This is a genomic window from Delftia sp. DS1230, from assembly GCF_040112715.1.
In the GTDB taxonomy this organism is placed as follows: Bacteria; Pseudomonadota; Gammaproteobacteria; order Burkholderiales; family Burkholderiaceae_C; genus Comamonas; species Comamonas tsuruhatensis.
In genome coordinates, this window is the sequence record NZ_CP157763.1 from 5,823,715 (window position 1) to 5,847,651 (window position 23,937).

A 23,937-nucleotide genomic window follows, 5' to 3' on the forward strand; every position below is an offset into this window, starting at 1 on the left:
TCGCAGGCTCAGGCGGGCAGCAGCCCGTCTCCTGCCAGCCCAGCCTCCTGCAGCACCCACGCACGCAGGGCCTCGATGGCCGGCTGGCCCTGGCTGCGCCGGGGGTAGAGCAGGTGGTAGGCATAGGCCGGGCCCAGGCCCACGGCGATGTCGAACAGGCGCACCAGGCGGCCACGGGCCAGGTCTTCGGCCACCAGGTCCTGCTCGACCAGGCCCACGGCGCCGCCGTCCAGCACGGCCTGCACGACATGGCTGGAGTCGGTGAAGGCGATGCAGCGGCCTGCGTCCAGGCCCTCCACGCCGGCCGCCGCCATCCACATCGGCCAGTTCGGCCAGACCTGGCCGTCCACCATGCAGTCCACGTGGCACAGCGTGTGGCCCAGCAGGTCGGCGGGGCTGGCCAGCGGCGGGCCGGACTGCAGCAGGGCCGGGCTGCAGACGGGGATGACCCTGGCGTCGAACAGGCGCACCGCCAGGGTGTGCGGATCACGGCCGGTGCCGAAGCGGATGGCGGCGTCGATGTCATCGGCGTCGAAGTCGCGCACCTCGTCGCTGATGTCAAAGCTCAGTTCGATCTGCGGATGCGCGGCGCGAAAGCGCGGCAGCCGGGGCAGCAGCCACTGCGTGGCAAAGCGCGCGCCCAGCGACAGGCGCAGCCGCGTCTCGCCCCGGGCCAGCTGGCGCGCCCGGCCGGTGGCGCGCCGCAGCAGGCCCAGCGCCTCGGCCGTGGCCTCCAGCAGCACGCTGCCTGCGGGCGTGAGCTGCATGCTGCGGCTGTTGCGCGTGAAGAGGACGAGGCCCAGTTGCTCCTCCATCTCCTTGATCTGGTGGCTGACCGCCGCCGGGGTCAGCCCCAGTTCGTCGGCCGCACGCGTGAAGTTCAGGTGGCGCCCTGCGGCCTCGAAGCTGCGCAGGGCGCGTGTGCCCGGTGGAAGCTGGCGCATGGATCTTCAAATCTTTCTTGATGGAGCATCGAATACTACTTGCTTCCTCTTTTGGAACCGCCATCGAACAATCAAGAAAACTTGTTGATGGATGAATCCATGGAAACCGCCTCTTTCTTCACCAGCCTTATCGATGGGCAGCCCGTTACGGCGGCCGAACTCGCCGCCCTGGCCTTTGCAGGCCATGCCCATTTCACGGCCATGCAGGTGCGCGGCGGCAGGCTGCGCGGGCTGGACCTGCATCTGCAGCGCTTGCGCCAGGCCTCGCTGGAGCTGTACGGCCAGGCCTTGTCCGATGACCATGTCCAGGCACAGCTGAGGGCGGCGCTTGCCGGTGGTCCGCAGGATGTGTCGCTGACCGCCACGGTGTACTCGCCTGCCGGTGAATTCACGGCCGCCGATGCGCGGCCGCGCATGCTGGTGCGGACCTCGGCACCCGCCTCGGGCCCTGCCGGGCCCTTGAGCCTGGCGCTGTTCGAGCATGAACGCATGCTGCCCCACCTCAAGCATGTGGGCGAGATGGCGAAGACGCATCTGCTGCGTCGCGCCGTAGCCCAGGGCTTTGACGATGCCGCCTTTGCCGATCGCCACGGCCGTATTGGCGAGGCCACCATCTGGAACCTGGCCTTCTGGGATGGAGATGCCGTGGTCTGGCCACGCGCCCAGGTGCTGCCGGGCACGACCGAGTCCATGCTGCGCCGCCAGCTGCAGCGCATGGGCGTGGCGCAGCGCGAGGCCGTTCTGACCCTGGCCGACCTGCCCGACATGGCCGGCGCCGTGGTGATGAATTCATGGTCCCCCGGCATTGCGGTCAGGCGCCTGGCGGATGTGCATCTGCCGGATGCGCCCGGCTTCGTGCAGTTGCTGCACCGCGCGCATGCGGCCGAGGAGCCGGTTGCACCCTGAGCCCTCGCCATGAAAAAAGGGAGCCGCAAGGCTCCCCGTCTCTTCACCGGCGTGCGGCCGGACTCAGTTCAGCGCCATGCTGAGCTTGCGGCGGTAGCCGTTGACCAGCTGCGTGGCCTCGTCCTGCTCGGCCGCGCCCTTGCCCAGCAGCTCGATGCCGCCGCTGCTCTTGCCGGGGATGGCGTCCTGCTTCTTGGGCTTCGGGGGTGTGAGCAGTTCCAGGATGCCCACATAGAGCTTGCGCGCGGCCTGGCCGTTCCATTCCTTGTCGCGCATGATGATTTCCAGCAGCTCGTCCATGCTGGCTGCCCACTGGCCTTCGGCGGCCAGGGCCTGGGCCTTGCCGAAGCGGGTGTCGAAGTCGCGCTTGTTCTGTGCGATGACGGCATCGAACTGGGCAAACTCCCAGTTGCCGCGATCGTCGTTGTGCACGAAGAGCATGCACTGCAGCCATTGGTTGAGCGCCTCAAAGCGCGTGGGCTGGGGAATGCGCTTGAGCGGCTCGGTCAGCAGGGCGCCGGCCTCTTCGTAGCCGCCCGTGGCGATCAGAAGGCGCACGTAGTCGAAGCGCGCATCGTCGTTGGCTGGGTCGGCGGCCAGCGCATCGGCCAGCTTTTGCAGGGCGGCCTGCGTGTCGCCGGCTTCCAGCAGCTGGTGGGCCTCGTCGGCTTCGGCCTCGGCCGCCAGCTCGCCTTCGGAGGGCAGGTGCTTGTCCAGGAACTCGCGCAGCTTGCCTTCGGGCTGGGCGCCCATGAAGCCGTCCACGGGCCGGCCGCCCATCATCAGGATGCAGGTCGGGATGGAGCGGATGCCGAACATGCCGGCCAGCTGCTGCTCCTGGTCGGAATCGATCTTGACCAGCTTGAAGCGGCCTTCGTAGGCCACTTCCAGCTTTTCCAGGATGGGGCCCAGCGTCTTGCACGGGCCGCACCAGGGCGCCCAGAAGTCGACGAGCACCGGCACCTGCATGGAGGCGGCGACGACTTCGGCTTCGAAATTCTCAATGGTGACATCAATCATGTGATCAGACCCTGTGGCAAGGCGCGCGGCCAGGGCGCGCGAACTGTGGCGGTTCGGAGTTCGGCGGCCGGATGCCTCCGATGCGGACCGTGTGATTCTCCAGCAATTCCATGGCGTGGGCGCCATGGACGGCAACCACCCCAGTTGGGAGCCGGCTGCGTGCATTTCAAGCCGCCCGACCGGGGACGAGGCGCGGCAGCGCTGGGCTATATTGGCGCGCTGAGCCGCCATTGCGGCCTGCCATCAACACAATGAGGGAGGGCTCGCCTTGATCAAGGTTTCGCAGCTGGTGTTCGAGTACCCGGGCCACCGCGCGCTGGACGGCGTCAGCGTCCATATCGCCGCAGGCACCGTCACGGCCCTGGTAGGGCCCAACGGCGCCGGAAAATCCACGCTGATGCGCTGCATCGCCGGGCTGGACCAGCCGCTGTCGGGCCAGGTAGAGGTGCATGGCATTGCCGTGCAGGAGCAGCCCCGCGAAGTGCACCGGCACCTGGGCTATCTGTCGGATTTCTTCGGCCTCTATGACCGCCTGAGCGTGCGGCGCTGCCTGCAGTACGCAGCCCTGTCCATGGGCGTGCCCCCGTCCGAGGCGCCGCAGCGCGTGGCGCACGTGGCCGGGCAGCTGGGCCTGGCCGACCTGCTGGAGCGCCTGCCCACCGAGCTGTCTCGCGGCCAGCGCCAGCGCGTGGCCATCGGCCAGGCCATCGTCCACCAGCCGCGCGTGCTGCTGCTGGACGAGCCGGCCAGCGGCCTGGATCCCGAGGCACGCGCCAGCCTGTCCCGGCTGATGCGTGCGCTGCAGGCCCAGGGCATGACCCTGATCGTCTCCAGCCACATCCTCAGCGAGCTGGACGAGTACTGTACCCACATCCTGAGCCTGCGCGGCGGCCGCGTGGAAAGCCACGAGGCCCTGCACGGCGGCATCAAGGCACCTGCCGCCGGCGGCGATGCGCCGCTGGCACTGTACGCACTGGAGCTGGCGCCGCCCCCGGGTGCCTCGGCCGGGTCGCTGGCACGGCAGCTGCATCTGGTCCTTCCCGACACCCCTGTGCCGCCGCCCGATGACCAGGGCCTGGTGCATCTGCAGCTGTGGCTGCCCACCCTGCCGCGCGAGCGCGCCGATCTGCTGGCCCGCCTGGTCGGTACCGGCCTGCCCGTGGCCAGCCTGGCCCCGGTGCGCGAGCGCCTGCAGGACCGCTATGCGCGCGGCCTGCAGAACGCAGCAACCCCCACCCCTGCGGAACAGCCATGACGCACAACCCCGAATTCCAGCGCCAGCTCTGGCTCAACTGGCGGCCGTCCCAGCTGGGCTGGAGCCTGCTGCTCACCGCCTTGCTGCTGGCCACGCCAATGGCCCTGGTCCAGCCCGACCGCCGCCTGCACACGCTGCTGATCGCCGCCCTGGTCGGCATGTGGATCGCCGCGGCCGGCCTGGGCAGCGTGCTGGCCGGACGCGGCCTCAACGAGGAAGCGCGCCAGCACACCTGGGACTGGCAGCGCCTGTCAGCCCTCACGCCCTGGCAGATGGCCTGGGGCAAGCTGCTGGGCGCCCCGCTGCCGGCCTGGCTGTACATGCTGTGGTGCGCGCTGGCCGTGCTGGCCACCTCGGCAGGCCAGCCGGGCGGGCTGGCCTGGGGCGTGCACGCCGTGCTGCAGGCCGCGCTGTGGGGCCTGGCCCTGCAGGCCTGGAGCATGCACTCCGTGCTCATGGGCTGGGGTCCGAAGGAGCAGCCTGCGCGCCGCATCCGCTTCGTGCTGGTGCCGCTGCTGTTCGTGATGGTGCTGCCCGGCCCCATCCTGGGCCGGTTGACCGAGCAGCTGGGCCGCGAGGAAGGCCGCCCTGTGCTGTGGTGGTCCTTACCGCTGCACGGGCGCGGCGCCATCTACCTGTTCGGCGCCATCGCGCTGGGGCTGGGCCTGCTGGCCCTGTGGCGGCTGCTGTGCACGCGGCTGGATGTGCGCACCCTGCCCTGGGCCTGGCCGCTGGGCCTGTGCGTGGCGGGCCTGGCCTTTGGCGGCATGCACCTCGATGCAATGCAGTTGCAGGGCCCCGGCCCGGCCTCTTTCTTCGCTTGGACCACCGGGCTGGCGCTGGCGGGCACGGCCTATGTCTGCCTGCACGGCATGGACGAGGGCCTGCGCAGCTGGCGACAGGTGCAGTGGTGCGTGTTGCAGGGGCGCTGGCGTGGCGCGCTCGAGGCCCTGCCGCTGTGGCCTGTGAGCTGGCTGCTGGCCGTGCTGGCCTGTGCGCTGTGGCTGCTGTGGCCCGCAGGCGGCCAGCCCATCCTGCCCGGCACAGCCCAGTTGGCGGCACTGGCAACGGCGCAGTTGCTGCGTGATGCCGCGCTGGCCACGGGCTTTTCCATGCTGGCCGGGCGCATCAAGTCGCCGCTGGCCGCGTTCGCCGTCACCTGGCTGCTGGTCAACATCGTGCTGCCGCTGCTGGCCTTTGGCCTGGCCGGGGCCGATGCCGCCATGCTAGCCCAGCCGCTGGCAGCCGGCCTGACCAAGCCCGTCACCAGCGGCATGTGGCTGTCGCTGGCCGTGCAGGTGGCGATGGCCCTGGCCTGGCTGGCCCATGTGTTTCGCCAGCGTGTGCTGGGTTTTGCGCGCGAGCAGCACACGGCTGTGCGGTGATTTGCAGGGGGATGCGGGCCGATCCGGACTAAAAAAGTAAAATCGCGGGTTCCACTAGGCCGGGCCGCAGGCGCCCTCACGACATGAACTCCATCCAGATCGGTGTGGTCATGGGCTCCAGCAGCGACTGGGAGACCATGCAGCACGCAGTTGCCATTCTTCAGCAATTTGGCATCGCCCATGAAGCCCAGGTCGTCTCGGCCCACCGCATGCCCGACGACATGTTCGCCTATGCCGAGGCCGCCGCCGGCCGGGGCCTGAAGGCCATCATCGCGGGCGCCGGCGGCGCCGCACACCTGCCCGGCATGATCGCCGCCAAGACCGTGGTGCCCGTGCTCGGCGTGCCGGTGGCCAGCCGCCACCTGCAGGGCGTGGACTCGCTGCACTCCATCGTGCAGATGCCCAAGGGCGTGCCCGTGGCCACCTTTGCCATCGGCGCGGCCGGCGCGGCCAATGCGGCCCTGTTCGCCGTGGCCCTGCTGGCCAATGAGGACCCGGCCCTGCGGGCGAAGCTCGAAGCCTTCCGCGCCGAGCAGACCGCCGCCGCGCGTGCCATGACGCTTCCCTCGGTGGCCGCATGAGCGCCGCTGAAGTGATCCTGCCCGGCGCGACCCTGGGCGTTCTGGGCGGCGGCCAGCTCGGCCGCATGTTCGTGCAGTCGGCCCAGGCCATGGGCTATTTCACGGCCGTACTCGACGCCGACCCGACCAGCCCCGCGGGCCTGGTCAGCCACCACCACATACGCACCGCCTACGAGGACCCGCAGGGCCTGGCCGAACTGGCGCGCCTGGCGGCCGCCGTCACCACCGAATTCGAGAACGTGCCCGCCGCGGCGCTGAACCTGCTGGCCGCCCAGCGGCCGGTCTCGCCGGCCGGCTCCTCCGTGGCCATTGCCCAGGACCGCGCCCAGGAGAAGGCCCACTTCGTGCGCTGCGGCGTGCCCTGCGCGCCCTACGCGGTGATCGAGACGCCCGCCCAGTTGGCCGCCGTGCACGCCAGCCTGCTGCCCGGCATCCTCAAGACCGCGCGCATGGGCTACGACGGCAAGGGCCAGGTGCGCGTGAAGAACGCCGCCGAGCTGGCCACCGCCTGGGAGCAACTGGGCCGCGTGGCCTGCGTGCTGGAAAAAATGCTGCCGCTGGCCCATGAATGCTCGGTCATCGTGGCGCGCGGCCGTGACGGCTCCATGGTCAACCTGCCCGTGCAGCGCAACCTGCACCGCGAGGGCATCCTCTCCGTCACCGAGGTCTACGAAGGCAACCTGCCACAGGCCCAGGTCGAGCAGGCGCTGGCCGCCGCACGTTCCGTGGCCGACGGCCTGGACTACGTGGGCGTGCTCTGCGTCGAATTCTTCGTGCTGCAGGACGGCATGCTCGTGGTCAACGAGATCGCGCCGCGCCCGCACAACAGCGGCCACTACAGCCAGAACGCCTGCGATGTCTCGCAGTTCGAGCTGCAGGTGCGCTGCATGGCCGGCCTGCCGCTGACGCAGCCGCGCCAGCACAGCCCGTCCATCATGCTGAACCTGCTGGGCGACCTGTGGTTCAAGGACGGCGAACAGGCCAAGGCGCCGGCCTGGGACCAGGTCCTGGCCCTGCCCGGCTGCCACCTGCACCTGTACGGCAAGCACGACGCCAAGCGCGGCCGCAAGATGGGCCACCTGAACGTCACCGGCCCCACGCCCGAGGCCGTGCGCTCCACCGCCCTGCAGGCCGCTGCCATCCTGGGTATAGAGCCGTTCTGAAGGCCCGCGCGATGATTCTTGATGGAACGCTGGCGGCCTCTGTCCAGGCCGCCGCACAGGCGCTGCAGCGCGGCGAACTGCTGGGCCTGCCCACGGAAACCGTCTACGGCCTCGCGGCCGACGCCGACAACGACGCGGCCGTCGCGCAGATCTTCACCGCCAAAGGCAGGCCGCCCAACCATCCGCTCATCGTGCATGTGGCCGACAGCGGCGCCATCACGCGCTACGCACGCGAAGTGCCGCTGTTCGCGCAGCAGTTGATCGACGCCTTCTGGCCCGGCCCGCTGACCCTCATCCTGCCGCGCCTGCCCCAAGCCGCCCGGGCCTCGACCGGCGGCCAGGACAGCGTGGGCCTGCGCTGCCCCTCCCATCCCGTCGCCCATGCCGTGCTGGCCGCCTGCCAGCAGCTGCAGCCGCCCGTCTGGGGCGTGTCGGCGCCCAGCGCCAACAAGTTCGGCCGCGTCAGCCCCACCACGGCGGCCCATGTGGCCGGCGAGTTCGGCGACACGCTGCTGGTGCTGGACGGCGGCGCCTGCGAAGTGGGGATTGAATCGACCATCGTGGACTGCACGCGCGGCGTGCCCGTGCTGCTGCGCCCCGGCGCCATCACGCGCGACGATATCGAGCGCGCCTGCGGCCAGCGCCCCCTGTCCAAGGACGAGCTGCTGGAGAACACGCCACGCGCCTCCGGCACCCTGCTGGCCCACTACGCGCCCAACGCCAAGGTCCGGCTCATGGATGCAAGGCAGCTGCAGGCCGGGCTGGACGTGCTGGGCGCCGACGCCCGGAACCTGGCCGTCTACCACCGCGCACCGCTGCGCACCGCCTCGCGCGCCGTCACGCTGCGCGCCATGCCCGCCGACGCCGCCGCCACCGCGCGCGAGCTGTTCGGCGCCCTGCGCGACTTCGACGAGATCGGCGCCCAGCTAATCTGGATCGAGACCCCGCCCGACACGCCGGACTGGGAAGGCGTGCGCGACCGGCTGCTGCGCGCGGCGGCGGCCGGCTGACACCCACACCCTCTTCTAAGGCTTGCGGGACGGCTCGTACGCCAGCTCCATCCGGTAGGCCAGCGCCAGGAACAGCGACTGCGCCAGGGTCAGCGTGCTGGTCAGGGAGCGAAAGCCGAAGGTGGCTGCGTCCTGGGCCAGCAGGGTGACGGTGGCGCGGGATGCCAGGGGGCTGAGCTGGCTGTCGGTCAGCGCCAGCAGGCGCGCGCCGCGTGCCAGGGCCGCGTCCACCACCTCCAGCGTTTCGGGCGCATAGGGCTCGAAGGAGACGGCCAGCATCACGTCGCCGGGCGACAGCGCGCGCAGCTCGCCCTTTTGCATGGCGCCCAGGCCGTGCAGCCAGTGCACGGGCTTTTCGGTGTGCTGCAGCGCATAGGCCAGGTAGGCGCCCACGGGGAAGGCCCGGCGCGAGGCGGCCAGCCACAGTGAGGGGGCATCCAGCATGAGGTCCACCGCCGCCTCGAACTGCTCCGGCGGCAGGCCGCGCTGCAGGGCCTGCAGGCTTTCGATGCTGCCTTCGATGACCTCGTGCGCCAGGCGCGCGCCGCTGCGCGGTTCGTTGCCCGAGGCGATCAGGCCCCGGATGCGGTCCTGGTAGTCATGCTGGGCCGAGAGCTGGCGCGCCGCATCGGCGCGGAACAGCGCCTGCAGTTCCGAGTAGCCCGAGAACCCGAAATGCTTGGCAAAGCGCACCACGGCAGAAGGCTGCACACCGCACTGTTCGGCCGTGGCCTGGATTCCGTCGAAGGCCAGGCGGTCGCCCTGCATCTCCACATGCCGGCCTATGGCCTTGAGCTGGCGGCTCAGCGCCTCGAAGCCCTGGCGCAGCACGTCCAGGAAGGCAGCGCGGTCGGCGTAGGGGCCACAGGCCGCAGTGGCGCCCGCATCGGCTGATATTTTTCTATTTTTCATATTTGTGGAAAATATTTTCTATTTCGATCTATGATCGCACGAACGCAACGATTATGGGGAGGCCCGCACGCCCCGGGCCCCTCGCAACGCACGGGCCTATGACCATGAGCATGCTGAACTTTCCCTCCGACCGTCCGCTGGACGTGGCCTGCCTGGGCCGTCTGGCCGTGGACCTTTACGCGCAGCAGATAGGCTGCAGCCTGGAGGAGGCCGGCAGCTTTGCCAAGTACCTGGGCGGCTCCTCCGGCAACATGGCTTTCGGCACGGCGCGCCTGGGGCTGCGCTCGGCCATGATTTCGCGCGTGGGCAATGAGCACAACGGCCGCTTCCTGGTCGAGACGCTGCAGCGCGAGGGCTGCGACACCAGCCAGGTGCAGGTCGATGCCCGGCGCCTGACCGGCATGGTGCTGCTGGGCATCAAGGACCAGGAGACCTTCCCCCTGCTGTTCGCCCGCGAGGACTGCGCCGACATGGCGCTGGACGCCGCAGCCATCAGCGAGGAATTCCTGGCCCGCTGCCGCTGCCTGGCCATCACGGGCACCCACCTGAGCGCGCCCGGCGTGCTGGCAGCCAGCCGCAGGGCGCTGGAGATCGCGGGCCGCCACGGACTGGTGCGCGTGCTGGACATCGACTACCGGCCCGTGCTGTGGGGCCTGACCGGACGGGGCGACGGCGAGACACGCTATGTCGCCAGCGCCGAGGTCAGCCGCAGGCTGCAGGCCGAGCTGGGCCCGTTCGAACTCATCATCGGCACCGAGGAGGAATGGCTGATCGCCGGTGGCGTGGAGGGTGACCTGATCGCCAGCCTGCGCCGCGTGCGCGCGTGCAGCCGCGCCGTCTTCGTGGTCAAGCGCGGGCCGCTGGGCTGCTCGCTGATCGAGGGCGAGGTGCCCGATGCGATCGCCGATGCGCCCACGGTGCCGGGCGAACGCGTGGAAGTGCTCAATGTGCTGGGCGCGGGCGATGCCTTTGCCTCCGGCCTTCTGTCGGGGCTGCTGCGCGGCAAGAGCCTGGAGGCATCTGCGGCGATTGCCAACGCCTGCGGCGCCATCGTGGTCTCGCGCCATGGCTGCGCACCGGCCATGCCCACGCAGGCCGAGCTGGCGCACTGGTTCTCGGGCCACCGCCATCCGCGTCCCGACCAGGACCCCGAGCTGTCCCACCTGCACCGCGTCAGCCGCGCGCGGCCGCAGTGGCCCGCGCTGTGCGTGCTGGCCTATGACCACCGCAGCCAGTTCGACGATCTGGCGCGCGAGGCCGGCGCAGCGCCCGCGCGGCTGCGCCCGCTCAAGCGGCTGATCAACGAGGTGGTCGCCCAGGTCGAGCGCGACCCGGGCAATGCGGGCCGCATGGGCGTGCTGATCGACGGCCGGCACGACCTGGGCGAGGCCGCGCTGCACGACGCCACGGGACGCGGCTGGTGGATAGGCCGGCCCATCGAGCGGCCGGGCTCGCGCCCGCTGCGCTTCGACGGCACGGACTCGCTGGCTTCCGAGCTGCTGCACTGGCCGCAAAGCCATACCGTCAAATGCCTGGTCTTCTACCACCCCGACGACACGCCCGCACTGCGCGCCGAGCAGGATGCCTGGCTGCAGCAGGTCTGGACCGCCACGCGCGCCAGCGGCCATGAGCTGCTGCTGGAAGTGATCCCGCCAAAGGACACGCTGGCGCCCGACGACCGGGGCGAGGCCGTGCTGCGCGCCATACGCCATTTCTACGACCTGGGCCTCAGGCCCGAATGGTGGAAGGTCGGCATCATGGCGCGCGAGAACTGGGAGGCGCTGGACGCCCTGGTAAACGAACGCGATCCCTGGTGCCGGGGCGCCGTGATCCTGGGCCTGTCCCAGCCCGTGGAGCAACTGGTGCAGGGCTTTGCCCAGGCGCGGGCGCCCGTGGTCAAGGGTTTCATGATCGGCCGCAGCGTCTGGGCCGGCCCGGCCCTGCAGTGGCTGCGCAACGAGCTGGACGATGCCGGCCTGCGCGATGCCGTCGCCGCCAACTTCCGTGCGCTGATCGCCGGCTGGGATGCCAGCCGCGTGGAAACCTCCCAGGACATCACCGAAGGAGCTGCAGCATGAGCCTGCTCGTCAAGGCCGCGCCCGGCCGCATCGTCACCGACATCACGCCGGCCAGTGCGGGCTGGAAGCACATCCACTTCAAGGCCCTGAGGCTGCAGGCAGGCGAGCAGGAGGAGTTGTCCACGGGACCGCTTGAATACTGCATCACCGTGCTCACCGGCCAGGTGGATGTGCAGGTCGGCAGCCAGGCGTTCAGCGCCCTGGGCAGCCGCGCCAGCGTGTTCGAGGAGAGTGCGCCCACGGCCGTGTACGTGCCGCCCGGCCAAAGCCTGCGCATCACGGCGCGCAGCCCAGCCGACGTTGCCTTGAGCGCCGCACCCGCCACGGGCCGCCACGCCACGCGCGTGATCGCGCCCGAAAGCATGCGCCGCAGCGTGCGAGGCCAGGGCAGCAACACGCGCCATGTCTGCGACATCCTGCCCGAGACCGAGGCGGCCGAGTCCCTGCTGGTGGTCGAGGTCATCACGCCGGCGGGCAACTCGTCCAGCTACCCGCCGCACAAGCACGACAGCGCCGACCCCGCCGCGCCGGACGCCGAGACCGTGCTGGAGGAAACCTACTTCCACCTGCTCAACCCCAGCCAGGGCTTTGCCTTCCAGCGCGTCTACACCGATGACCGCAGCATCGACGAAGCCATGGCGGTGGAGCATCGCGACACCGTGATGGTGCCGCGCGGCTACCACCCCTGCGTGGCCCCGCACGGCTACGACCTCTACTACCTCAACACCATGGCCGGGCCCGAGCGGCGCTGGGCCTTCCGCAACGACCCCGCGCATGAATGGATGCTGCGGCCGCGCTGACGCACGGCGCAACAGACACCCATAAAAACCACCGGAGACAAAAAATGCTGTTCAACCCAATGGTCCTGCACCGCCAGGCCTGGCTTTCCTGCGCCCTGCTGACGCTGGGCATGGGCACCGCCCAGGCGCAATCCACCCCAGCCCCCTCCTCCCAGGGTGCGCCAGCCTGGCCCACCCAGCCCGTCAAATGGGTGGTGCCCTATGCACCGGGCGGCACCACCGACGTGATCGCGCGCCAGCTGGCCGTGCAGATGGGCAAGGACCTGGGCCAGCCCGTGGTCGTGGACAACCGTCCCGGCGCGGCCAGCATCATCGGCGCCACGCTGATCGCACGCGCCCCGGCCGATGGCTACACGCTGGGCACGGCCGACTCGGGCACGCTGGCCTTCAACCCCGCCATGTATGCGCGCCTGAGCTATGACGCGGGCAAGGACTTCAGCTACATCGGCGGCCTGGGCCGCATGCCGCTGGTGCTGGCCGTGCATCCGTCCTTCCCCGCGAAGAACGTGCAGGAATTCCTGGCCATGGCGCGCAAGGAGCCGGGCGGCATCTCCTCGGCCTCGTCGGGGCCGGGCTCGCCGCTGCACGTGGCGCTGGAGCTGTTCAAGCAGCGCACGGGCACCCAGATCCTGCACGTGGCCTACAAGGGCTCGGCCCCGGCGCTGCAGGACCTCATGGCCGGCCAGATCCAGTCCATGTTCGTGGACCTGCCGCCCAGCATCTCGGCCATCCGCGCGGGCAAGCTGCGCGTGCTGGCCGTGGCCACGCCCCAGCGCCTGCCCATCCTGCCCGACGTACCCACCATGGCCGAGGCCGGCGTGCCCGGTTTCGAAGCCTATGCCTGGCAGGGTTTCGTCGGCCCCGCCCACCTGAGCCCTGCACTCACCGAGCGCCTGAACAGGAGCCTGGCCACAGCCCTGCGCCACCCCGAGACGCGTGCCAAGCTCGAAGAGATCGGCATACAGCCCATGGAGATGACGCCGCAGCAGTTCGCAGGCTTCGTGCGCTCGGAACAGGCGCTGTGGAGCGGCGTGATCAAGGCGGCCCAGATCAAAATGGATTGAAGCGCAGCAGCGACAAAAGACACTTAGAACAGATTCCGGAGACAACATGACCACCGCATCCCGCCGCCATTTCATCCACTCACTCGGTGCCCTGGCCGCAGCGCCCGTCCTGCCCGCCATGGCACAAGCGCCTGCCGGCGCCTGGCCCCAGCGCCCCATCGAACTCATCGTGCCCTTCGCTGCAGGCGGCGGCACCGACGTGCTGGCACGCGCGCTGGCCGAGGTGGCGCGCAAGCACCTGCCGCAGGACCTGATCGTGCTCAACCGCGCAGGCGCCAGCGGCGCCGTGGGCTGGACCGAGCTGGCCAATGCCCGGCCGGACGGCTACAAGATCGGCATCATCACCGTCGAGCTGACCATGATCCCGCACATGGGGCTGACCAAGATCAGCTCCGACGCCCTGCTGCCCGTGGCCCGCCTGAATGCCGACCCCGCCACCATCGCCGTGCGTGCCGACTCGCCCTATCGCAGCATCGAGGAACTGATCGCCGCCGCGCGCAAGGACGAGGCAGCGGTGCGCATCGGCAATGCCGGCCCGGGCTCGCTGGGCCACCTGGCCGCCGCCGCGCTGCAGGACAAGGCGGGCGTGAAGTTCAACCACGCGCCCTACCGCGGCGCCAACCCCGCCGTGCTCGACCTGCTGGGCGGCCACATCGAGGCCGTGGCCGTCACGCCCGTGGAGGTGGCCACCTATGTGGCGGCCGGCAAGATCCGCCCGCTGGCCATCATGGCCGAGCAGCGCATACAGGCCGGCTGGGAAGCCGTTCCCACGCTCAAGGAGCGCGGCATCGACCTGCTCATCGGCGGCTGGCGCGGTCTGGCCGTGCCCCGCAACACGCCCGACGCCGTGGTCCAGACCCTGCGCAAGGCCATGGCCCAGACCCTCAAGGACCCCGTCCTGCGGGAAACCATGGCCAAGCAGAACATGGGCGAGGGCTACCTGGACCAGCCCGAATTCAAGGCCGTGATCGACCGCGACAACGCGGTGTTCAAGCAGTTGGTGGACAAGCTGGGGATCAAGGCCTGAGGGCTCGCCCTCAGCGGATGAACCCCGCCGCAAACGACTCCCGCAGAAAGTCCACGAACACCGCCACCGCGCGCGGGACGTGGCTGGCGTAGGGGCGGATGGCGAACAGCTGTTCGCCGAAGGCGTCGACGGGCCGCCAGCCGGGCAGGACTTCGCTCAGGTGGCCGGAGGCCAGGCCCGATTGCGCGCTGAAGTCCGGAACCAGGGCGATGCCCAGGCCGGCCAGTGCCGCGTCGCGCAGGATTTCGCTGTTGTTGGCGGCAAAGCCGCCGGTCACGGGAACGACGACGCGCACGCCGTCCACGCTGGCGTCGCGGGGAACGAAGCTCCAGGCCGGGGCACCCTGGGTGCGCGGATAGTGCAGGCAGTGGTGCGCGGCCAGGTCCTGCGGCGTGGACGGGGTGCCGTGCGCGGCCAGGTAGTCCGCGCTGGCCACGAGCAGCGAGCGCGTGGGCGCCAGCGCCCAGGCCACATGGGTTTCGGGCGGCGCCGTGACGTGGCGTATGGCCAGATCAAACCCTTCCAGCGCCAGCGAGCGTATCTGGTCCGACAGGTCCAGCTCCAGCCGGATCTGCGGATGTGCGCGCAGGAAGGCCGGCAGGCGCGGCATGAGTTGCTGGCGCGAAAAGGCCAGCGGCGCCGTCACGCGCAGCAGGCCGCGCGGTGCGGCAGCCAGGTCGCGCACGCCGGAGAAGCTGTGGGCAATGTGCTCGAAGGCGCCGCGCGTGTCGTCCACCAGGCGCTGGCCCGCTTCGGTCAGGCGCACGCTGCGCGTGGTGCGGGTGACCAGGGCGATGCCGGCCGCGCGCTCCAGCTCTGCCACGCGCTGGCTCATGGCCGCCTTGCTCACGCCCAAACGCGCGGCGGCCGAGGTGAAGCTGCCCTGCTGCTCCAGTACGACCAGCCAGTGCAGGTGGCTCCACAAGGCCTCGGCCTTGGCATCGGGTTTTTCATTTGCCATGCATGGATTGTTCAGCAAATTGAACAATCAATTCAAGCGCAGCGCCTAGGCAGGCAGAAAGCGCACTTCTAGACTGCCTGGCATGAACACCGCAAACACCTCCTTCGCTTCCATCGTCCACTACGTCAACGGCCAGCGCACGGCAGGTGCCAGCGACCGCGGGCAAGACGTGACCAACCCGGCCACCGGCCAGGTCACGGGCCGCGTGGCCCTGGCCTCGCGCGCCGATGTCGATGCCGCCGTGGCGGCGGCCAAGGCGGCCTTCCCGAAGTGGGCCGATACGCCGCCCATCCGCCGTGCACGCGTGCTGCTGCGCTTCCTGGAGTTGCTCAACCAGCACAAGGACGAGCTGGCCCATGCGATCACGGCCGAGCACGGCAAGGTCTTCACCGATGCGCAGGGCGAAGTCAGCCGCGGCATCGACATCGTGGAATTCGCCTGCGGCATTCCGCAGCTGCTCAAGGGCGATTTCACCGACCAGGTCTCCACCGGCATCGACAACTGGACGCTGCGCCAGCCCCTGGGCGTGGTCACGGGCATCACGCCCTTCAATTTCCCGGTGATGGTGCCGATGTGGATGTTCCCGGTGGCCATTGCGGCGGGAAATACCTTCGTGCTCAAGCCCAGCCCCATCGATCCCACGCCGTCGCTGCTGATCGCCGACCTGCTCAAGCAGGCGGGCTTGCCTGACGGCGTGTTCAACGTGGTGCAGGGCGACAAGGAGGCGGTGGACGCGCTGATCGAGCATCCCGACGTGAAGGCCGTGAGCTTCGTGGGCTCCACGCCCATTGCCAACTACATCTACGAGACGGGCGCGCGCCACGGCAAGCGCGTGCAGGCCCTGGGCGGCGCCAAGAACCACATGGTGGTCATGCCCGATGCCGATATCGAGCAGGCCGTGGACGCGCTGATCGGCGCCGGCTACGGCTCGGCCGGCGAGCGCTGCATGGCCATCAGCGTGGCCGTGCTCGTGGGCGACGTGGCCGACCAGCTGCTGCCGCGCCTGATCGAGCGCACCAAGGCGCTGAAGGTGCTGGACGGCGAGGACCTGGCCGCGGAAATGGGCCCCATCGTGACCCGCGCCGCGCACGAGCGCATCAGCGGCTACATCGACCTGGGCGTCAAGGAAGGCGCGCAGTTGCTGGTCGATGGTCGGGGCTTCGACGGCAAGGCGGCCGGCGCCGCCACGGGCACCGACACCTCGGGCGGCTTCTGGCTGGGCGGCACGCTGTTCGACCATGTCACGCCCGACATGCGCATCTACAAGGAAGAGATCTTCGGCCCCGTGCTGGCCGTGGTGCGCGCCAAGGACTTCGCCGAGGCTGTGCAGCTGGTCAACGACCATGAGTTCGGCAACGGCGTGGCCTGCTTCACGCGCGACGGCAATGTGGCGCGCGAGTTCGGCCGCCGCATCGAGGTCGGCATGGTCGGCATCAACGTGCCGATTCCCGTTCCCATGGCCTGGCACGGCTTCGGCGGCTGGAAGCGCAGCCTGTTCGGCGACATGCACGCCTATGGCGAGGAAGGCGTGCGCTTCTATACACGCCAAAAGAGCATCATGCAGCGCTGGCCCGAGAGCACGCCCAAGGGTGCGGAATTCGTGATGCCCACGGCCAAGTAGGCGCAGTCCCCCTCCATGAAAAAACCAGCCCGCGGGCTGGTTTTTCTTTGGGGACTGCGACCTGTCAGAAGCGGTATCCGATGCCGATGGCGTAGACGTTCGGATTGAGCTTGAGCGACACGCTCTGGCCCGAGGACAGGTGCGCCGTGGTCTTCAGGAAGCTCTTGTAGTAGGCCACGTCCAGGAACCAGCGCTCGTTGAAGTTGTAGACGAAGCCGATCTGGGGCGTCAGGCCCCATTTGCTGTCCACCGAGGCCGTGGTCGGGTTGGCCAGCGTGCCGCCGGTCAGGCCGTTGAGGGAGGCCGTGGTGCGCTCGCCGAAGAACTTGGCATAGGTCACGCCCAGGCCCAGGTAGGGGCGGAAGGCGGAGTTGGCCTCGCCGAAGCGGTACTGCGCGAACACGGTGGCGGGCAGCACCTTGGTGCGGCCCAGCTTGCCCGTGCCGGAGATGGCGCCATTGCCCACGAAGTCATGCTTGAACGGCAGGCCCATGGGCACGTCGATGGCCCAGTTGTTGGTGACCATGTAGGTCACGCCGCCCGTGAGCTGGCTGTTGGCCTTCACGTCCACGCGGGTGTCGGGGAAGCTGGGTGTGCTCAGCCAGCCGCTGCTGGTCTGGGGATCGATGCGCGTGGCGCCCAGGCGCACGCTCCAGGTGCCGGCGGACTGGGCGGTGGCGGCCATGCAGGCCGTGGCCATGGCCACGGCGGCGGTGATGCGCAGGAATGTCTTCATGGATGTGTCTCCTCGTGCTGCATGACTGCGATCACAGCCAGCCGGCACGGGCCAGGGTGCGGGAGGCCAGCTGGCTCATCTGCTGATGGCCATAGGGCGTGGGGTGGAAGCTGTCGGCAAAGGCATAGCTCTTCCACCAGTTGGCGCTGGTCTCGCCCACGGGAATGGAGGCGGACAGCGCGGCCTCGGTGCAGGTCGGGAAGCTGTAGGTGGGCAGGCCGTCGGCGCCCACGCCGGTGGCAGGGCAGGCCGCCTTTTTCACGTTGGTGTAGGCGTACTGGGCGGGGTCGGCCATCTGCTGGCGGAACTCGCTGTAGAAATCGATGATGGCCACGCGGCTCTCGCCCGCGAAGCCGGTGGCAACCTGCTGGTTGAAGGCCTTGACCCAGCCGTCGAACACGGTCTCCAGCTGGGCGGCGGCGGCCGAGCCCTGCTGCTGGGCCACCGATTGCAGTACCAGCTGGAAGCGCGGCGTCAGCGTGATGGCCGGCACGTTGAGGATGGCCACGCGCGTGGCGCCCTTGCCCAGCACATTCGCCTGGATGGTGGACACATAGCCCTTGGCCAGGTTCTGCATGTACAGGCCGCCGGCCTGGGCCATGCCGGCCTGGCCCTGCTGCAGCAGCGCACCCAGCGTGGCCGCGTCGATCTTGGTGGACAGCAGCGCCTTGAAGTTGGCGCCCTGGTCCCTGGAAGCGGCCAGGAAGGCGCCGATCACGTCGGCCGCGTCATTGGCGCCGCCGTCGATCACGGCCAGGTCATCGGCCGTGAAGCCCGCCGCGCCGGCCAGCAGGATCTGCTGCGTGATGGAGATGGGCGCCGTGGGCGCGCTGGTGTAGTTGATGCGGCCGCCGCCCACGGCGTAGTTGTTGCACGAGGTGTTGGGCGTGAAGGCCGTGCCGTTGAAGCGCGGGCACAGGGAGATGTTGTACAGGCCCGCCACGCGCTCGGCCCAGACCTGGTTGGAGCCGGCGCCTGTCAGCGTGGCGTTCTGCACGGTGAACTTGTAGCCGAAGGTGCCGCTGTCGGAGAGGCTGTCGCCCATCACCTTGACGGAGGTGATCTTGGCACGGGGGGTGGTGTCGGCGCCGCTGCCGCCACCGCAAGCGGCCAGCAGGCCGGCCGTGGCCAGGGAGGCCGCGAGGATTCGATAACGATTTGCCAAGGTGTGATCTCCGTGAAGTGTTGTGAATAGCACGACCGTGCTTTTTTTGGTGATTGCCATCGTAGCGACAGTCGCACCTTGGCGACACCGGGCAAGTACCGATAGGAATCGCGGGCCGACCGGGCATTTCGCACGCGGGCGAATAGACGATAAATACCGGTCTGGCGCCCGCAGGCAGGACAAGGCCCTTGCCGGGCAGGAGGCGGAAACACAACGGAAAGGGCCTGCAAAAGCAGGCCCTGGAACAGGAGCGCAGGCGGCGTATCAGCGGTCGTGCGCCGTCCAGTCCACCAGCGCATCCCAGGCCGCGCGCGCGGCGGCCGCATTGGCGTGGTTGGCCATGGCCACCAGCACGTATCGGCGGCCGCTGGCACCATCCACATAGCCGGCCAGGGCCGAGGCATCGCGCAGCGTGCCGGTCTTCAGGTGTGCCATGCCCTGGACGCGGCTGAGGCTGCGGCGCAGCGTGCCATCGACGCCGACGATGGGCATGGAGGCCACGAACTCCGGCATCACGGGCGAGGCCCAGGCCTGCTGCAGCATGCGGCCCAGGCCGGAGGCCGTGATGCGCGCCTCGCGGCTCAGGCCCGCGCCGTTGTCGGCCACGGGCTGCTCGGCCGCACCCCAGCGCGCCTGCCACCACTGGCCCAGCGCCTGGCGCGAGGCCTCGAAGCTGGCCACGCCGGTGCGCTGCATGCCCATGGTCAGGAACACCTGCTGGGCCATGACGTTGTTGCTGTATTTGTTGATGTCCCGCACCACCTCGGCCAGCGAAGGCGATTCGCTCTGGAAGGCCAGCTGCAGGCCGGCCGGCACGCGGCCGTCGCGCACGGTGCCCGTGAGCTTGCCGCCCAGCTCGCGCCACATGCCCTCGATGGCGCGCGCCGCGAAGGCCTCGGGCTGGGCCGGCGCCAGCGACCAGCTCTTGTCGCCGCAGCTGGCCGGGAACGTGCCGGCAAAGGCGATGCGCAACGGGTCGGCCATGTCCAGTTGCAGCCGGGCGCGCCAGTCGCCGCACTCGCTGCCTGCCGGTGCCAGCGGCACGGTTTCCTGTTGCTGGACTCCGGCCAGCGGCGGATCGTATTGCAGCCGCGCCACGCCCGCCGCGGCGTCGGGCACAAAGCCGACCGTCACGGCCTTGTAGTTGACCAGCAGGGCGTCGGGCGCCACGTTGTAGGGGCGCCAGGGCTCGTTGTCGAAGGTGGCGGGATCGTGGGCGGGGACGGAGAACGCGCTGCGGTCCAGCACGATGTCGCCCACGATGACCTTGATGCCCATGCCCTGCAGGCGGCGCAGCATCAGCCACAGCCGCTCCATCACGAGCTTGGGATCGCCCTGGCCCTGGATGTACAGCGGCCCGCGCAGCACGCCGTCCTGCACCGGCCCGCCCAGGAAGACGGGCGTGCGCCAGACATGGGCAGGACCCAGCTGGTCCAGCGCCGCATAGGTGGTGACCAGCTTCATCACCGAGGCCGGGTTCATGGCCACATGGCTTTGCCAGTCCAGGCGCGGAGCGGCCCGGCCATCGACCTCCACCACCAGGGCGGAGACCGCCTCGCGCGGCAGCTTGGCGCGCGCCAGGGCGGCTTCCACGGGAGGCGGCAGCCGGCTTTCGCGCGCAGTCTTGGTGGAAAGGGCCGCCGGTGACGTGGGCGCATCGGCCTGGGCAATGGCCATGCCGGGCAGGGCAGCCGCCGCCAGCAGCGCGGCTGCCAGGCCCCGGTGTGAACGCGGCGTTCCGAGTGAGAAGGCGGAGGAAATCGAGGAAATAAGGAAAGAAGACAGCGAAAGATGCAACATGGCCGGCAAGTCTACGCCGGTCATTGCGGCCATGCCGCGCGCGGGCCGGGCGGGGCACCGATAATCCAGGGCTTGCTGCGGCACCGCCGCCTGCCCCACGCCATGAATCTTCTTGCCCTAGACACCAGTACCGACACCCTCTCCATCGCCGTGCAGCGCGGCGATGCCGTCTGGGAACACAGCGGCCCCGGCGGCCCGCAGACCTCGACCGAGCTGATCCCCGCCATCCTGGCCCTCATGGCCCAGGCCGGACTGGAGTTCGCCGAGCTGCGGGCCATCGTCTTCGGCCGGGGTCCGGGCTCGTTCACGGGCCTGCGCACGGCGTGCTCCGTGGCCCAGGGCCTGGCCTTTGCCGCCCGCGTGCCCGTGCTGCCCATGGACAGCCTGCTGGCCGTGGCCGAGCAGGCGCGCATGCAATACGGCTGCACCGACCTCATCGCCGTGATCGATGCGCGCATGAACGAGGTCTACCACGCCGCCTACCACTGGGCCGATGGCCGCTGGAACGACATCGGCGAGCAAAGCGGCGACTTCGGCCTGTGCGCGCCCGAGGCCCTGCAGCTGCCGCCCGGCACCGTGGTGGCCGGCAACGCCCTGGCCGCCTATGGCGAGCGCCTGGCGCCCCAGGCCAGCCATGTGGCTGCGCTGCCCACGGCCGCCGCCATGCTGCGCCTGGCCCCTGCGATGCTGGCGTCCGACCGCGCCCTGCCGGCCGACCAGGCCCTGCCGCGCTACATCCGCGATAAAGTCGCGCAGACCACGGCCGAGCGCGAGGCTGCCAAGGCGGCAGCCGCGCTTGCTTCACCCGTGCAGACCACAGAGACCCCTCCTGCCCAGGCATGAGCACGCACACGCCACAGCCCTCGCGGCCGCTGCCGCCCCTGACCGACGCCTTGGCGTCGGAGCGGGACAGCGTGCGCTTCGAGCCGCTGAACGTGCTGTGGCTGGACACGCTGCTGCCCGTGGAGCAGCAGGCCTATTCCCATCCCTGGACGCGCGGCAACTTCATCGACGCCATGGCGGCCGGCTATGAAACCCAGCTGCTGGTGGATGCCCAGGGCGGGCTGGTCGGCTACTTCGTCGCCATGATCGTGCTCGACGAGGTGCACCTGCTCAACATCACCGTGGCCCCGGCGCGCCAGCGCCAGGGCTGGGCCCGCATCCTGCTGGACGCCCTGGCCCTGTGGTCGCGCCAGCGCCAGGCCCAATGGATCTGGCTGGAAGTGCGCGAGAGCAATGTCCGCGCACGCAGCATCTACGCCGCGCATGGCTACCAGGAGGTGGGCCTGCGCAAGAACTACTACCCCATGCACGACGGCCCGCGCGAGCATGCCGTGCTCATGAGCCTCAAGCTATGGCCCTGAATCTAGACACCCGCCAGCGGGCCATGCTGCATGCCATGGGCATCACTGTCTGGCTGCCCGAACCCGAGACCGCGCCCGCCGTGCTGTCCGAGGCCCTGGCTGCGCCCGCCGATGCGCCTGCAGCGGCGCCCCTGGCGGATCCGCCGGTGGCCCGCCCCGTGCCGCCGCCCGTGCAGGAGGCGCCCCTCCCGGCGCCTGATGCACCGGTGTCTGCTGCATCGTCGCCTGTCGCCGCGCCAACGCCCGCACGCGTCCAGGTGCCTGTTCAGGCGCCGGTCCAGGCGCCACCGCCTCCCGCACCCGTGCACGCCTCTCCCGCACCCGTCACCCCCGAGCGCGAACACCCGCCGCGCCGCTACGTGCAGCAGCCCGTGGCCGGCGCACCGGGCCTGGGCTGGCGGCTGGGCCCCGTGCGTCCCGTGTATGCGGCAACGCCGCCGGCCGGTGATGGCGGCGAAGGCGGCTGGCTGATCCTGCTGGAGCCGCCGGCCAACTCCCTGCCGCTGCCGCCCGCCCGGCGCCCCGGCCCCGACTGCGCGCGCACCGCGCTGGAAGGCGATGCTGCCCGGCTGCTGGACAACATGCTGCGCGCGCTGAACCTGCAGGACCATCCACGCCTGTACAGCGCCGCCCTGCACCGCGTGCAGCCTCCGGCCGAAGGCCAGGAGGCGCCCGAGGTCCCGGCGCTGCAACCGTCGCTGGAGGCACTGCTGCGCGATCTGCGCCCGGCCTGCGTGCTGGTGCTGGGCCTGGCCACGGCGCGCGCCGTGCTGGGGCGCCAGGAGGCCCTGGGCCGCCTGCGCGCCGAGCCGCACCGCATCGCCGGTGTGCCGGCCGTGGTCAGCTACGACCCCAACTATCTGCTGCGCGCCCCCCAGGCCAAGGCCGGCGCCTGGGCCGACCTGTGCCATGCCCAGGCTTTTGTGACAGGCCGCCAGATGCCCCCTGGAGCCGCTTCCGAATAGCGCGGCCGGCCCGCATGCTGCAGCGCAACGCTGCATAATCCGATGCTTTGCATCTTGGAGAAAGCTCCGTGGAAACCTACCCCAGTTGGTAGCTTTCAACTCCCGGTTGGCCTGTGGGGTTGAAAGCACCCCCGATACCCCGCACGCCTGAGAAGAACACCTGGAGTGAGCCTATGCTCAACATCTTTACGCTGGCCAATGGCCGCCTGGTTCAAGAAGAGATCGAGTCGCTGGAGGAGCTGTCCCGCTTCAAGCCGATCTGGGTGGACCTGGAGTCGCCCACGGTCGAGGAAAAGCGCTGGATCAAGCAGCACTACGAGTTGTCCATCCCCGAAGATGCGATGGACGACGACATCGAGGAATCGGCCCGCTTCTACGAAGAAGACAACGGCGAGCTGCACATCCGCAGCGACTTCCTGATCGACGATGACGAGGACCCCCGCTCCGTGCGTGTGGCCTTCATCGTCAACGAGCACAACAAGAACCTGCGCAGCTGCGGCGTGCTGTTCTCCATCCATGACGAGGACGTGCCGGTCTTCCGGCTGCTGCGCATGCGCGCGCGCCGCGCGCCGGGCCTGATCGACGAGGCCAAGGACGTGCTGCTCAAGCTGTTCGACGCCGACGCCGAGTACTCGGCCGATACGCTCGAAGGCATCTACGACGACCTGGAGAAGGCCAGCAAGATGGTGCTGTCCGGCGACGTGACCGACGATGTGGCCCGCGAAGTGCTGGGCGCCATCGCGCGCCAGGAAGACCTGAACGGCCGCATCCGCCGCAACGTCATGGACACGCGCCGCGCCGTCAGCTTCATGATGCGTTCCAAGATGCTCAATGCCGAGCAGTTCGAGGAAGCGCGCCAGATCCTGCGCGACATCGAATCGCTGGACAGCCACACGGCCTTCCTCTTCGACAAGATCAACTTCCTGATGGATGCCACCGTCGGCTTCATCAACATCAACCAGAACAAGATCATCAAGATCTTCTCGGTGGCCAGCGTGGCCCTGCTGCCGCCCACGCTGATCGCCAGCGTCTACGGCATGAACTTCCGCTTCATGCCCGAGCTGGAGTGGGAGTTCGGCTACGTCTACGTCATCGCGCTCATGGTGCTCAGCGCCGTCGGGCCCATGCTGTATTTCCGCAAGCGCGGCTGGCTGAAGTAGCGGCAGCCGGCCCCCTCGGG

The 23,937-nt window shown here is 69.7% G+C and carries 22 protein-coding genes; 15 read left to right on the forward strand and 7 right to left on the reverse strand.

The window, feature by feature from the left end; all coding sequences use genetic code 11:
* Positions 1 to 8: 8 nt before the first annotated feature.
* On the reverse strand, positions 9 to 944 hold the full coding sequence (locus AAN986_RS26210; protein WP_047217899.1) for a LysR substrate-binding domain-containing protein: 936 nt from the start codon (positions 942 to 944) through the stop codon (positions 9 to 11).
* Between the two features lie 99 nt (positions 945 to 1,043).
* Between AAN986_RS26210 and AAN986_RS26215 the strand changes: the two genes are divergently transcribed.
* Positions 1,044 to 1,850 (forward strand): aminotransferase class IV family protein, encoded by an 807-nt coding sequence (locus AAN986_RS26215; protein WP_047217934.1) that lies wholly within the window; start codon positions 1,044 to 1,046, stop codon positions 1,848 to 1,850.
* A gap of 63 nt (positions 1,851 to 1,913) precedes the next feature.
* On the opposite strand, the gene trxA is transcribed toward AAN986_RS26215, so the two are convergent.
* Positions 1,914 to 2,870, reverse strand: coding sequence for a thioredoxin (gene trxA / locus AAN986_RS26220; protein ID WP_016449132.1), 957 nt, complete (start codon positions 2,868 to 2,870; stop codon positions 1,914 to 1,916).
* Positions 2,871 to 3,138: 268 nt separating this feature from the next.
* Here trxA and AAN986_RS26225 point away from each other — a divergent pair, with 268 nt between their 5' ends.
* The 5 genes from AAN986_RS26225 (at position 3,139) to AAN986_RS26245 (ending at position 8,264) form a co-directional block, all read left to right on the forward strand.
* The gene (locus AAN986_RS26225) at positions 3,139 to 4,125 is read left to right on the forward strand and encodes an ABC transporter ATP-binding protein (RefSeq protein WP_047217898.1); all 987 of its coding nucleotides are present in this window, start codon (positions 3,139 to 3,141) and stop codon (positions 4,123 to 4,125) included.
* Entirely contained in the window at positions 4,122 to 5,510 is a 1,389-nt protein-coding gene (locus tag AAN986_RS26230; protein ID WP_047217897.1) for a hypothetical protein, read from the forward strand. Before AAN986_RS26225 ends, AAN986_RS26230 begins: the two co-directional genes overlap by 4 nt.
* An 83-nt stretch (positions 5,511 to 5,593) precedes the next feature.
* Entirely contained in the window at positions 5,594 to 6,091 is a 498-nt protein-coding gene (gene purE / locus AAN986_RS26235; RefSeq protein WP_016449129.1) for a 5-(carboxyamino)imidazole ribonucleotide mutase, read from the forward strand.
* Positions 6,088 to 7,254, forward strand: coding sequence for a 5-(carboxyamino)imidazole ribonucleotide synthase (locus AAN986_RS26240; RefSeq protein ID WP_047217896.1), 1,167 nt, complete (start codon positions 6,088 to 6,090; stop codon positions 7,252 to 7,254). Before purE ends, AAN986_RS26240 begins: the two co-directional genes overlap by 4 nt.
* 11 nt (positions 7,255 to 7,265) lie before the next feature.
* Positions 7,266 to 8,264 carry an L-threonylcarbamoyladenylate synthase gene (locus AAN986_RS26245; RefSeq protein ID WP_016449127.1) on the forward strand — a complete coding sequence of 333 codons (999 nt, stop codon included), beginning with the start codon at positions 7,266 to 7,268 and terminating at the stop codon, positions 8,262 to 8,264.
* Positions 8,265 to 8,279: 15 nt separating this feature from the next.
* Here AAN986_RS26245 and AAN986_RS26250 read toward each other — a convergent pair whose 3' ends face one another.
* Complete coding sequence (locus AAN986_RS26250; RefSeq protein WP_047217895.1) at positions 8,280 to 9,176, reverse strand: MurR/RpiR family transcriptional regulator; 897 nt, start codon at positions 9,174 to 9,176, stop codon at positions 8,280 to 8,282.
* Between the two features lie 104 nt (positions 9,177 to 9,280).
* On the opposite strand from AAN986_RS26250, the gene iolC reads away from it, so the two are divergent.
* Genes iolC through AAN986_RS26270 form a run of 4 tightly spaced genes read left to right on the forward strand, consistent with a single transcriptional unit; the run spans position 9,281 to position 14,145 of the window.
* Entirely contained in the window at positions 9,281 to 11,254 is a 1,974-nt protein-coding gene (iolC, locus tag AAN986_RS26255; protein ID WP_047217933.1) for a 5-dehydro-2-deoxygluconokinase, read from the forward strand.
* Positions 11,251 to 12,054: a 5-deoxy-glucuronate isomerase gene (gene iolB / locus AAN986_RS26260; protein ID WP_017404006.1), complete on the forward strand. Its 804-nt coding sequence runs from the start codon at positions 11,251 to 11,253 to the stop codon at positions 12,052 to 12,054. The genes iolC and iolB overlap by 4 nt, the downstream gene beginning before the upstream one ends.
* 44 nt (positions 12,055 to 12,098) lie before the next feature.
* Entirely contained in the window at positions 12,099 to 13,118 is a 1,020-nt protein-coding gene (locus tag AAN986_RS26265; protein ID WP_026062026.1) for a tripartite tricarboxylate transporter substrate binding protein, read from the forward strand.
* A gap of 46 nt (positions 13,119 to 13,164) precedes the next feature.
* Positions 13,165 to 14,145, forward strand: a complete 981-nt coding sequence (locus AAN986_RS26270) for a tripartite tricarboxylate transporter substrate binding protein (protein ID WP_047217894.1) — start codon at positions 13,165 to 13,167, stop codon at positions 14,143 to 14,145.
* A gap of 10 nt (positions 14,146 to 14,155) precedes the next feature.
* On the opposite strand, the gene AAN986_RS26275 is transcribed toward AAN986_RS26270, so the two are convergent.
* Positions 14,156 to 15,106 carry a LysR family transcriptional regulator gene (locus AAN986_RS26275; RefSeq protein WP_047217893.1) on the reverse strand — a complete coding sequence of 317 codons (951 nt, stop codon included), beginning with the start codon at positions 15,104 to 15,106 and terminating at the stop codon, positions 14,156 to 14,158.
* A gap of 82 nt (positions 15,107 to 15,188) precedes the next feature.
* Here AAN986_RS26275 and AAN986_RS26280 point away from each other — a divergent pair, with 82 nt between their 5' ends.
* Positions 15,189 to 16,727, forward strand: a complete 1,539-nt coding sequence (locus AAN986_RS26280) for a CoA-acylating methylmalonate-semialdehyde dehydrogenase (protein ID WP_047217892.1) — start codon at positions 15,189 to 15,191, stop codon at positions 16,725 to 16,727.
* Between the two features lie 64 nt (positions 16,728 to 16,791).
* On the opposite strand, the gene AAN986_RS26285 is transcribed toward AAN986_RS26280, so the two are convergent.
* From AAN986_RS26285 to dacB, 3 genes are all read right to left on the reverse strand, one after another.
* Positions 16,792 to 17,463 (reverse strand): OmpW family outer membrane protein, encoded by a 672-nt coding sequence (locus AAN986_RS26285; protein ID WP_016449118.1) that lies wholly within the window; start codon positions 17,461 to 17,463, stop codon positions 16,792 to 16,794.
* 31 nt (positions 17,464 to 17,494) lie between these two features.
* Positions 17,495 to 18,628 carry an SGNH/GDSL hydrolase family protein gene (locus AAN986_RS26290; protein ID WP_047217891.1) on the reverse strand — a complete coding sequence of 378 codons (1,134 nt, stop codon included), beginning with the start codon at positions 18,626 to 18,628 and terminating at the stop codon, positions 17,495 to 17,497.
* Positions 18,629 to 18,892: 264 nt separating this feature from the next.
* The gene (dacB, locus tag AAN986_RS26295; RefSeq protein ID WP_047217890.1) at positions 18,893 to 20,461 is read right to left on the reverse strand and encodes a D-alanyl-D-alanine carboxypeptidase/D-alanyl-D-alanine-endopeptidase; all 1,569 of its coding nucleotides are present in this window, start codon (positions 20,459 to 20,461) and stop codon (positions 18,893 to 18,895) included.
* Between the two features lie 69 nt (positions 20,462 to 20,530).
* Between dacB and tsaB the strand changes: the two genes are divergently transcribed.
* From tsaB to corA, 4 genes are all read left to right on the forward strand, one after another.
* Positions 20,531 to 21,271, forward strand: coding sequence for a tRNA (adenosine(37)-N6)-threonylcarbamoyltransferase complex dimerization subunit type 1 TsaB (gene tsaB, locus AAN986_RS26300; RefSeq protein WP_047217932.1), 741 nt, complete (start codon positions 20,531 to 20,533; stop codon positions 21,269 to 21,271).
* Positions 21,268 to 21,792, forward strand: a complete 525-nt coding sequence (gene rimI / locus AAN986_RS26305) for a ribosomal protein S18-alanine N-acetyltransferase (RefSeq protein WP_016449114.1) — start codon at positions 21,268 to 21,270, stop codon at positions 21,790 to 21,792. Before tsaB ends, rimI begins: the two co-directional genes overlap by 4 nt.
* The gene (locus tag AAN986_RS26310; RefSeq protein WP_047217889.1) at positions 21,783 to 22,757 is read left to right on the forward strand and encodes a uracil-DNA glycosylase family protein; all 975 of its coding nucleotides are present in this window, start codon (positions 21,783 to 21,785) and stop codon (positions 22,755 to 22,757) included. Before rimI ends, AAN986_RS26310 begins: the two co-directional genes overlap by 10 nt.
* A gap of 173 nt (positions 22,758 to 22,930) precedes the next feature.
* Positions 22,931 to 23,917 carry a magnesium/cobalt transporter CorA gene (gene corA, locus AAN986_RS26315; protein WP_016449112.1) on the forward strand — a complete coding sequence of 329 codons (987 nt, stop codon included), beginning with the start codon at positions 22,931 to 22,933 and terminating at the stop codon, positions 23,915 to 23,917.
* The last annotated feature ends 20 nt before the right edge of the window (positions 23,918 to 23,937 follow it).

Excerpts from the sequence above, each read along its gene's own strand:
- AAN986_RS26210 (WP_047217899.1), bottom strand. The coding sequence starts at position 944 with ATGCGCCAGCTTCCACCGGGCACACGCGCCCTGCGCAGCTTCGAGGCC.
- AAN986_RS26215 (WP_047217934.1), top strand. The coding sequence starts at position 1,044 with ATGGAAACCGCCTCTTTCTTCACCAGCCTTATCGATGGGCAGCCCGTT.
- trxA (WP_016449132.1), bottom strand. The coding sequence starts at position 2,870 with ATGATTGATGTCACCATTGAGAATTTCGAAGCCGAAGTCGTCGCCGCC.
- AAN986_RS26230 (WP_047217897.1), top strand. The coding sequence starts at position 4,122 with ATGACGCACAACCCCGAATTCCAGCGCCAGCTCTGGCTCAACTGGCGG.
- purE (WP_016449129.1), top strand. The coding sequence starts at position 5,594 with ATGAACTCCATCCAGATCGGTGTGGTCATGGGCTCCAGCAGCGACTGG.
- AAN986_RS26240 (WP_047217896.1), top strand. The coding sequence starts at position 6,088 with ATGAGCGCCGCTGAAGTGATCCTGCCCGGCGCGACCCTGGGCGTTCTG.
- AAN986_RS26245 (WP_016449127.1), top strand. The coding sequence starts at position 7,266 with ATGATTCTTGATGGAACGCTGGCGGCCTCTGTCCAGGCCGCCGCACAG.
- AAN986_RS26250 (WP_047217895.1), bottom strand. The coding sequence starts at position 9,176 with ATGAAAAATAGAAAAATATCAGCCGATGCGGGCGCCACTGCGGCCTGT.
- iolC (WP_047217933.1), top strand. The coding sequence starts at position 9,281 with ATGAGCATGCTGAACTTTCCCTCCGACCGTCCGCTGGACGTGGCCTGC.
- iolB (WP_017404006.1), top strand. The coding sequence starts at position 11,251 with ATGAGCCTGCTCGTCAAGGCCGCGCCCGGCCGCATCGTCACCGACATC.
- AAN986_RS26265 (WP_026062026.1), top strand. The coding sequence starts at position 12,099 with ATGCTGTTCAACCCAATGGTCCTGCACCGCCAGGCCTGGCTTTCCTGC.
- AAN986_RS26270 (WP_047217894.1), top strand. The coding sequence starts at position 13,165 with ATGACCACCGCATCCCGCCGCCATTTCATCCACTCACTCGGTGCCCTG.
- AAN986_RS26275 (WP_047217893.1), bottom strand. The coding sequence starts at position 15,106 with ATGGCAAATGAAAAACCCGATGCCAAGGCCGAGGCCTTGTGGAGCCAC.
- AAN986_RS26280 (WP_047217892.1), top strand. The coding sequence starts at position 15,189 with ATGAACACCGCAAACACCTCCTTCGCTTCCATCGTCCACTACGTCAAC.
- AAN986_RS26285 (WP_016449118.1), bottom strand. The coding sequence starts at position 17,463 with ATGAAGACATTCCTGCGCATCACCGCCGCCGTGGCCATGGCCACGGCC.
- dacB (WP_047217890.1), bottom strand. The coding sequence starts at position 20,461 with ATGGCCGCAATGACCGGCGTAGACTTGCCGGCCATGTTGCATCTTTCG.
- tsaB (WP_047217932.1), top strand. The coding sequence starts at position 20,531 with ATGAATCTTCTTGCCCTAGACACCAGTACCGACACCCTCTCCATCGCC.
- rimI (WP_016449114.1), top strand. The coding sequence starts at position 21,268 with ATGAGCACGCACACGCCACAGCCCTCGCGGCCGCTGCCGCCCCTGACC.
- AAN986_RS26310 (WP_047217889.1), top strand. The coding sequence starts at position 21,783 with ATGGCCCTGAATCTAGACACCCGCCAGCGGGCCATGCTGCATGCCATG.
- corA (WP_016449112.1), top strand. The coding sequence starts at position 22,931 with ATGCTCAACATCTTTACGCTGGCCAATGGCCGCCTGGTTCAAGAAGAG.